The sequence below is a fragment of the Streptococcus sp. 2018WUSS126 genome, assembly GCF_044427425.1.
Lineage (GTDB): Bacteria > Bacillota > Bacilli > Lactobacillales > Streptococcaceae > Streptococcus > Streptococcus hashimotonensis.
This window is the reverse complement of record NZ_JAOTGB010000036.1, coordinates 1-7,907: the sequence shown is the minus strand read 5'-3', so window position 1 is coordinate 7,907 and position 7,907 is coordinate 1. Positions and strand designations below refer to the sequence as shown.

The window sequence follows — 7,907 nt, the reverse complement described above, 5'->3', positions numbered from 1 at the left end:
TTTAAAATATAAGTATGGAAATCGAAAGTTTTGGGCTAGAGGCTACTATGTTAGTACCGTTGGACTGAATGAAAAGACAGTTGCGAAATATATTCGCGAGCAGGAGAAAAATGACATTGCACTTGATAAATTGAGTGTCAAAGAGTATGAAGATCCATTTTCAGATGGCAGTTTTAGAACGAGATAGAAGCCCGTTGTTACGGGCATTAGTCAAGTAATTATAGCACTAACCTGAACGAAGTTCAGCGAACGTCTTTAGACGTCGCTGGAGAGAAACGGCTTATAGCCGGTGTACAAGCCATCCGTTTTCACGGGTGGTTATGACTTTCCTTTGAATTATCAGAACAATCTTATTTAGAATTATTATAAATAACTTGACTTTCTTTTTATAATTGTTATAATTAACTCAGATAAATGATAATAATTCTAAATAAGGAAACAACAAACTATGACACTCGTATCCAACCTCAAACAACACAGCCACATCATCACAACCGCTCTCTGCTTGGCGCTCATTCTAATGGGTATCCTTTTGCTTCAGACTGGACAGGGATGGGCACCCATCCTCTTCATTTCAGCCTTTGTCATCGGGGGCTACCAGTCTGCCAAGGAAGGCATTTCTGAGCTGATTTTCGACAAGCACCTGTCTGTCGACCTGCTCATGATTTTAGCTGCTATCGGCTCTGGTCTAATTGGCTACTGGATGGAAGGGGCTCTACTCATCTTCATCTTCTCCCTTTCTTCTACTCTGGAAGAATTAGCCATGGAAAAGAGCAAGAATGCCATCGCAGCTTTGATGAACATGACGCCTCCAACGGCTCGCAAAATCGAGGAAAATGGTGACATCACTGTCTTAGACACCGCAGCCATCCGCATCGGTGACCTCCTACAAGTTCGCAAGGGTGACACGGTCCCACTGGATGCTACCCTCATCAGTCCGCAATCCATCTTTGACGAATCCATGATTACAGGCGAGCCACTTCCTGCGGAAAAAGTAGCTGGTGCTGCTGTTATTGGTGGTACTATTAACCAAGGTCTAACTGTGACCGTTCAAGTTACAGCTGAAAAAGGCGATGCCCTCTTTGACAAAATCGTCCAAATGGTTGAAAATGCCCAAGAATCCAAATCAAAAACAGCGACTTTCATTGAAAATATGGAAGATACCTATGTGAAAGTTGTTTTGGTGGTGGTGCCGCTCTTTATCCTCTTTGCTCATTTTGCTCTGGGGTGGGACTGGTTGACTGCCTTCTACCGTGGCATGATCCTCTTGACTATTGCTTCTCCATGTGCCCTTGTAGCGTCTTCTTCACCGGCGACACTTTCTGCCATCAGCCGTGCGGCACGCAAGGGCATGATTATCAAGGGCGGTGACATTGCGGATAACATCGCCAATTTAGAGGCAATCGTCTTTGACAAGACCGGTACCCTGACCATTGGCAAACCTGAAGTTGTGGGAGCGACCTATCTTGGCGATGAAAAACTTATCAAACAGGTTGTTCAGGCCGTTGAAAAACAATCTAGCCATCCAATCGCTCAAGCTCTCATGACCTATACGGCTGACAGCTCTGCTATTGACCTCCAAAGCCTAGAAGACGTGACCGGAAAAGGCTTGGTGGCAGGCTATAAGGGCGACAGCTGGAAAATCGGTAAGGCGGGCTTTGTGGTGGATAGTTTGGTGAGTCCCTTGTCTGCTGACTTGCTGGCACAGATCGATGAGGCAGAAAGCACTGGGAAAACCCTGGTCTATGTCAGCCAAAATGATGTGCTGACGGCGATTTTCATGGTGGAAGATAGTTTGAAGCCAGAGAGCAAGCAGCTGATTGCTCAGTTGAAAGAAATGGGCGTGACGCCAATTCTCCTGACGGGCGACCAAGAAAAGACGGCTCGTTATGTGGCGAGTCAGGTCGGTATTGACCGTGTGATTGCCAACTGTCTGCCGACGGATAAGGCTGCTGTTATCCAAGAATTGCAAACCGAGTTTGCGTCTGTCGGGATGGTGGGCGACGGTATCAACGATGCTCCTGCCCTGGCCCAAGCCAACGTCAGCTACGCTATGGGAAGCGGAACGGATATCGCTATGGAGTCTGCCGACATCGTGCTCATGGAAGACCTGACACGGATTCCCTTCTCCATTCGCCTGTCGAAGAAAATGCGGAGCATCATCAAGCAAAATATCATCTTTGCCCTGTCTGTTATTGCCCTTCTTATCATTTCTAACCTCTTCCAGTCTATCAACCTACCGCTCGGCGTGGTGGGCCACGAAGGATCAACGATTTTGGTGATTTTGAATGGCTTGAGACTCTTGTATTTTAAATAGCTTCAAACCGCCAGTTGCTTGGCGGTTTTGCTTTTATTTTTTTAAAAAAACGCTTGCATTTCAGAAATTATTGTTTTATGATAATTTTGAAGATAATATTATCATAAAACAATAATAATTGGAGGTTTGCTATGAAAAAAAATCTACTCAAAACAGCAGGATTGGTTGCTGCATGTGTTCGCTTTTTCTTCTATTTTTTGATTGCCCTTTATACCTTCTTTACATTGGCAGGTTTTAGCGGGGATTCTTTTGTAACACGTTCTTGGGAATACACCTTTAACAAACCCATTGACCAGATTGGTGTCTGGCTCATCCTTTTATCAAGTGGATTAATCTTACTCGTCTTGGCGGCACTCAGTCATATTGCCTACTTGATTCAAAAGTTATGTAAATTGCTTTTGGAAGAAGATTATTTCGCTTCAGCGAGTCTGAAACTGTATCAGAAACTCTTCATCAGTTTGCTGATCTTGACTGCTGGGCAATTTTGCCTAACCAGCTTGATTGCCCTGACAAATGCTGCTGGACCAAACAATTTCCTCAATCTGCGTTGGTCAGATTTTATCCTCAATGCTCTCTTTATCTTCCTGACTTATTTTGTCTGGACCTTAGTACAAAAGGGGCAAGAACTTGAAACCGAGAACAGCGAGTTTATCTGATATGGAAATGATTCGCGTAAATTTAGACAAGGTCCTCAAAGACCGACAAATGACTTCCAAGGACTTGGCGGAGCAAGTCGGCATTACCGAAGCCAACCTATCCATTCTCAAGACAGGCAAGGCAAAAGGTATTCGTTTTAATACCCTGATGAGCATCTGCCGAATCCTAGACTGCCAACCAGGAGATATTTTGGAATATGTCCATGAAGACAACTAAAAAAAGAAAAAGCCTAGGGCTTTTTCTTTTTTAGTAGGTCGCCAAGCGTTTTTCCAAATGCACCTGTCCGACAGCATAAAGGGTACAGATAACCCAATAAATAAGGGCAACACAGATGTAAACTGTCATGTAGTCCGACTTGGCTCCGCCGACTATTTTTGCCTTATTGAAAATCTCTGGTACAGTAATCATAGCTGTCAGAGAGGTACTTTTGACCATGTCTAAGAGAACGTTGCTAAGAGGTGGAAGGGCAATGCGAAAGGCTTGGGGAATGATGATTTTTCGGTAAATCACATTGGTCCGCAAACCCAGGGAACGCGCCGCTTCCCATTGCCCCTTATCAATGGCTGAAAGAGATGCACGAATAATTTCAGAAATGTAGGCACTGGACATGGAGGTAAAGGCGATGATAGAGGCTGTTATGGCGTCTAACTGCAATCCCATAAAGGGCAGACCAAAATAGATGAAGAAAAGAAGAACCATGAGGGGAATACCACGCATGAGAGAAATATGGGTCATAGCCAACCAACGCAAGGGGCCGAACTTAGACATCCGCATGAGGGCTACAAAAAATCCACAGAAAGTCCCCAAGGCAAAACCAATTAGGGATAGGGATAGAGTGTAGGGAAGTCCCTCCAAAATCTGTGGAATAGCCTCTCTTGCAATATCTGCATTAAAAACTGCCTGCCAGTTGATATCCATATCTTCTCCTCTTTCCTAAAAACCAGATAGACCTTGCCAGTCTGGGACTGACAAAGTCTATACAAGATGCATTTATCGTCATTTAGTTTTTCTTTTATTACTTCGTTAACTCACCTTGCCTGATTGAAACAGTCTGGGGGACTGTTTCAAGTCAATGCCAAGAAACAAGAAAGCATTGAGATATGCCTGCGGCAGTTGATGCGAACTTTGTTCGCTTTATTTGCAACCTCCAACTATCTCCCAGATAGTTGGAGCGAGTACTAAAAGTAAACTAAAAGACTATAATTTGTTACGAAATTTTATTCAACTTCGATAACTGGCAATTTATCAGCATTTTCAACAGGGATTGTCAAATCTTGTCCTGCATAGTATTTCTCAGAAATTGCCTTCAAAGTTCCGTCAGCTTTCATTGCTTCAAGAGCTTCGTCAATTTTTTCTTTCAAGCTTGTGTCAGCCTTGCTCATGACAATCCCTTGTTCAGTTGGATTGTATTTTGCATCACCCATCTTCACTTTGATGTCTGGGAAGTTGGCATTGGCCCATTTGATGGCCATGACTTGTGTGTAGTAGTCGTTTGGAATAAAGTCTGTACGACCTGTTGATACATCACGCAAATAGACATCGTTGGTTACGTTGTCATAGATAACTGGCTCTGCACCTTGCTTTTCAGCAATTTTCATATACTGAGTACCTGCGCCACCACCAGCTTTTTTACCAGTCCAGTCGCTCAAGTCAGCTGCTTCGATTCCTGATGAACCATCTTCACGAACGATGTAGCCACCAACTGAATATTTGTAAGGGATAGAGAAGTTATACTTTTCCTTACGTGCTTCCGTCATGTCAAAGTTGTTAACAGAAATATCAACTTTTCCACTGTCCACAGCTGTAAAGGCTTCTGCCACACCGATTTCTTGGTATTCGATTTCCAATTTCAAACGTTTACCAATTTCATTGATCATGTCAATTTCATAACCGACCAATTCTTTAGCATCGTTGTAGTAAGAAGTTGGGAAAAGGGTACCTGGTGTTGCAACCTTCAAGACACCTGCTTCTTGTACTTTTTCCCATTGAGTCTGTTCAGCAGAAGAACTGCTAGTATTAGAACTTGAGCTAGAACATGCTGCCAAGGTCAAAGTAGAAACCAAGAGAGCTGAGGCCAAAACTTTTTTCAACATAAAACAATCTCCTTTGGAAGCCATAGCTTCCCTTTTACTTTTCCGGTGTTAACCCACCAACTTTTACAGGTTAACATTTTGAAAACGTTTTGGCAAATAATTGAACTGAAAAAATGAATTCCCTTACAAGTTGAGTAAACCTGCTGCCTCCATTTGGTCTGCCAACTGCAAGAGTAAATCCTCTCGTCCCTTGGCTGCTGTCAATTGGATGCCGATTGGCAAGCCGTCAGCCCGCACATAAGTTGGCAGAGAAATGGCTGGCTGACCACAAATATTGGCCTGCTGCGTAAAGGGTGTTAGGGCTAGGCTGTCCTCGAACATTTGCCAGATCAGGGCCTGCTGCTCTTCCATGGAATAATTCTGAGTGTGCTTGAGGCGGTCCAGCAAATCTGCTGGCAGGTCAAATTGCCCATGCTTGGGCGCTACATCAGCCACCGTCGGTGTCAGAAGCAAGTCGTAATCCTCATGGAAACGCGCCATGTCAGCTCCAAACTGGTCCCAGTCCAAGAGGGCCTTGGAGTGCAATTTGGCTGGAATGGTTTGCCCGCTTTGGTAAATAGCCCAGGACATGACTTCCATGTCTTCCAAGGTCATCTGGCGCCCAAAAGCTGCTTCGATCTCGTCAAACATCTGGGCTGTGTCCACGCTGTTCATCAGGTAGAAGGACTTCATCAGGGCCACTCCATCCAGAGGATATTCTGACAACTCCACCAGCTCATGCCCTAAGTCAGACAAGTGATGACAGGCTTTTTGAACCGCTTCTACCGCTTCAGGACTGACCTTGCTCCCTACTGGAGACTTGCTATAGTAGGCGATTTTAAGGGGGCGAGACAATTTTCCAAACACCTCTTCTTCGCTCAGCTTGACAAGGGGGAAGGGAGCTTCCAGCTGATAGTCCTGGAAATGGTAGAGCAGACGCTGGGTATCACGGACAGACTTGGTCAGTGCAAAATTGACAGATGCCCCCTGCCAGCCACGATAAGACTTGGGCCCAACTGGAATCCGACCACGACTGGTTTTGAGCCCGATCAAGCCATTGAAGGAGGCTGGGATGCGAATTGAGCCACCACCATCTGATGCAGCAGCAATAGAGACCATGCCTGAAGCCAGTGCTGCGGCTGCACCACCACTTGATCCGCCAGCATTGCGACTGGGGTCCAAGGGAAGATTGACAGGACCATGCAGGCTGGCATCTGAGATATTTTTGAAGCCGAATTCTGGCGTGTTGGTCCGACCGACAATGATGAAGCCCAAGTCCTTCAAGCGTTGGACATAGGTATCGGTATGGCCTGCTGGCCGACCAGCAAGCAGGCGAGAGCCTGTAGAAGATGGCTGCCCCTTTTCATTTTGCCCCAGATCCTTCAGCAAGAAAGGAACTCCTGCAAATGGCTTGCCCAGGTAGTCTTCTTTCTCCGCTTCTTTCAAGGCTGCTTCATATTGCTTGCTGACAACCGCATTGAGGGCGGGATTGAGCTTTTCAATCCTGTCAATGGTTTCTTGCACCAATTCCTTGGCAGAAACCTGTTTTTGATTGACAGCCTGAGCCATGGCTGTCGCATCTTTCCATTTCATAGATTTTCTCCTAAATTCCATATTTTTCCATAGACTGCTTGATGGTCTTTCCGAGCGCCATAAAATCAGCCATGTTGTCCGACGAAGGATAAAAGGTGGTCAGAAAAGCTCCGTTTTCAATCAAGACACGCTCAATTCGTGTTTTCATATCCTCCACCGTCACATCCTGACCGACCAAGTCTGACAAATTGGCCATCGAATCCGGATTTACTTGCGGAAATCTGTCCGATACTTCTTGCGGAGCAAAACTTGCTGCATAAAATTCAGCCACCACTTGCCCTCGTTTGACTTGATTGCCTGACACACTGATATAGGCAGAAATGGCAATGGCCTCTTGGTAAATCCGCTGAGCCAATCCAGCAAACTTCCGACCAGAGATACTGAGGTCGTAGGTCCCAGGACAGTAGGAAGTTGCTACCTCACCACTGACCACCTCGAAGTGAAAATCCGAAAGCGCCTGAGCAATCAAATCCACCATAACCTGATAAGACTCCCGCAAATCGACTTTATGACCAGAAGGATTGGGCAAAATCAGAGTGACATTCAAAATCCCTTCATCCGCAACGACGGCCAAACCGCCCAAACTCCGAATAATCGGACTGTAGCCTGCCTGACCAATACTGGCTAAGCCCTTGTCCAACTGGGCCACCTGACTGTCCATCATCCCCAGAATGACCGTTTGGTCCATGGGCCAAAAATGTAAAATCCCTGTATTGGACTGACGATTGACCTCGCGCAAAAAGACCTCGGTCCACACCAGCGGCCCCTGTTTCAAACCTGTCAAACCAGACCGATCTTCGTATTTTTTTATGGTCACATTCTCAACCCAAGATTTCATCCGTAAGCGTTCTCTTTCAAATTACTATATCTTATTTTAACACAGAGCCTGTGATGCGTCGGAGAAAATGCCCAGAGTTTTTTCTGAAAAAGAAAGGAGACTGAGCAAAAACTAGCCAGTAAATAAAAAACACAGATAGATTCAAGCTGATTTTGATGAAATCCAGCCGAACTATTTGTGTTTTTCCTTTTGTTTCTATTATCATGGGCTAATTTCTTCGCCAATTTCGTGAGATTCATGCTCATTAGGAGGAATCCTATCTCAGTTTCAACCACCTTTTGACCTCTGACATGAACTCTGCGTACGCCAAAAACACCCTTCATCCTACCAAATACAGGTTCGACATCCACCTTGCGTTTGGCATAAATGCGGGCTCCCTCTTTACTTGTCAATTTGTCTTTGACTAAGTTCTTGAAATAGTTCCACGTAG

General features: G+C 45.2%; 8 protein-coding genes and 1 pseudogene. 4 read left to right on the top strand and 5 right to left on the bottom strand.

Features of this window, described 5'->3' with window-relative positions:
• The 4 genes from ODU34_RS10065 to ODU34_RS10050 form a co-directional block, all read left to right on the top strand.
• The coding region (locus tag ODU34_RS10065; protein WP_398578486.1) for a transposase at positions 1 to 187 on the top strand (187 nt) is incomplete at its 5' end.
• Between the two features lie 261 nt (positions 188 to 448).
• On the top strand, positions 449 to 2,317 hold the full coding sequence (locus ODU34_RS10060) for a heavy metal translocating P-type ATPase (protein ID WP_398578489.1): 1,869 nt from the start codon (positions 449 to 451) through the stop codon (positions 2,315 to 2,317).
• A 131-nt stretch (positions 2,318 to 2,448) separates the two neighbouring features.
• On the top strand, positions 2,449 to 2,973 hold the full coding sequence (locus ODU34_RS10055; RefSeq protein WP_105178481.1) for a hypothetical protein: 525 nt from the start codon (positions 2,449 to 2,451) through the stop codon (positions 2,971 to 2,973).
• 1 nt (position 2,974) lies between these two features.
• Positions 2,975 to 3,190, top strand: coding sequence for a helix-turn-helix transcriptional regulator (locus ODU34_RS10050; RefSeq protein WP_014637449.1), 216 nt, complete (start codon positions 2,975 to 2,977; stop codon positions 3,188 to 3,190).
• A 30-nt stretch (positions 3,191 to 3,220) separates the two neighbouring features.
• On the opposite strand, the gene ODU34_RS10045 is transcribed toward ODU34_RS10050, so the two are convergent.
• The 5 genes and pseudogenes from ODU34_RS10045 to ODU34_RS10025 all read right to left on the bottom strand — a co-directional run.
• The gene (locus ODU34_RS10045; RefSeq protein WP_014637448.1) at positions 3,221 to 3,892 is read right to left on the bottom strand and encodes an amino acid ABC transporter permease; all 672 of its coding nucleotides are present in this window, start codon (positions 3,890 to 3,892) and stop codon (positions 3,221 to 3,223) included.
• Between the two features lie 299 nt (positions 3,893 to 4,191).
• On the bottom strand, positions 4,192 to 5,067 hold the full coding sequence (locus tag ODU34_RS10040; protein WP_024414389.1) for a transporter substrate-binding domain-containing protein: 876 nt from the start codon (positions 5,065 to 5,067) through the stop codon (positions 4,192 to 4,194).
• Positions 5,068 to 5,190: 123 nt separating this feature from the next.
• Positions 5,191 to 6,639 (bottom strand): amidase, encoded by a 1,449-nt coding sequence (locus tag ODU34_RS10035; protein ID WP_136647116.1) that lies wholly within the window; start codon positions 6,637 to 6,639, stop codon positions 5,191 to 5,193.
• A gap of 10 nt (positions 6,640 to 6,649) precedes the next feature.
• On the bottom strand, positions 6,650 to 7,477 hold the full coding sequence (locus ODU34_RS10030; protein ID WP_105178483.1) for a lipoate--protein ligase family protein: 828 nt from the start codon (positions 7,475 to 7,477) through the stop codon (positions 6,650 to 6,652).
• A 205-nt stretch (positions 7,478 to 7,682) separates the two neighbouring features.
• Positions 7,683 to 7,907, bottom strand: a pseudogene (locus tag ODU34_RS10025) (transposase); the annotation flags it as partial.